Source organism: Streptomyces calidiresistens (genome assembly GCF_014141525.1).
Classification (GTDB): domain Bacteria; phylum Actinomycetota; class Actinomycetes; order Streptomycetales; family Streptomycetaceae; genus Streptomyces; species Streptomyces calidiresistens.
On record NZ_VKHS01001336.1, the window covers coordinates 1 to 877 of the forward strand.

General features: G+C 77.7%; 1 protein-coding gene. It reads left to right on the plus strand.

Features of this window, described 5'->3' with window-relative positions; translation table 11 throughout:
* Positions 1-51: 51 nt before the first annotated feature.
* Positions 52-864 (plus strand): pyrimidine reductase family protein, encoded by an 813-nt coding sequence (locus FOE67_RS27180; RefSeq protein WP_182667469.1) that lies wholly within the window; start codon positions 52-54, stop codon positions 862-864.
* The last annotated feature ends 13 nt before the right edge of the window (positions 865-877 follow it).

Genomic DNA, 877 nt, shown 5'->3' on the forward strand with positions numbered 1-877 from the left:
GGGGCGCGGCGCGACCGGGGGAGGCGTGCGGGGCGTGCCAGACTGCGCGCCATGAGACGTCTGCTCCCCCCTCCCACCGGCGACGACGGCACGAACGGTTCCCCGGGCCCCGGAGGCCCGGACGGGAAGCAGTGGTCGCTCACCGATCTCGCGGCCGCCTACGCGTACCCCGACCCCCTGCCGGCCGAGGGGTGGCTGCGCGCCAACATGGTCACCTCCCTGGACGGGGCGGGCCACCACGAGGGCCGCTCGCAGCCGCTGTCCTCTTCCGCCGACATGCGGATCTTCGGGGTGCTGCGGGCGCTGGCGGACGTGATCGTGGTGGGCGCCGGGACCGTGCGGTCGGAGGGGTACCGGCCGGCGCGCCGGCGCGAGGAGTTCGCGGCGGCCCGGGCCGCCGCCGGGCAGGGGCCCGCGGCGGCGATCGCGGTGGTCAGCGCCGGTCTGGACCTGGACTTCTCGCTGCCGTTGTTCACCGAGCCGCTGGTGCCGACCCTGGTGGTGACGGGGGAGGCGGCGCCGCCGGAGCGCCTCGCGGCGGCCCGGGCCGCCGGCGCGCGGGTGGTGTTCGCGGGGGACGGCGCCGGGGTGGAACCGGCGCGGGTGCGCGCCGAACTGGCGGCCCTGGGGCACCGTCGCCAGCTCACCGAGGGCGGGCCGGGGCTGCTCGGGCGGTTCGTCACCGCCGGGGCCCTGGACGAGCTGTGCCTGACGATCTCGCCCCGCATGACGGCCGGGACGGCCGGCCGGATCGCCTACGACGGCACCCCCCTGGAGGTGCCGCGCGAGTTGGAACCGGTCTCGATCCTGGAGGAGGACGGCTTCCTGTTCACCCGGTACGCGGCCCGGTCCCTCGGCCGTTAGGCCCCCACTCCCC

What these genes read in the sequence shown, in the direction of transcription:
- FOE67_RS27180 (WP_182667469.1), top strand. Translation starts at nt 52, where the DNA reads ATGAGACGTCTGCTCCCCCCTCCCACCGGCGACGACGGCACGAACGGT.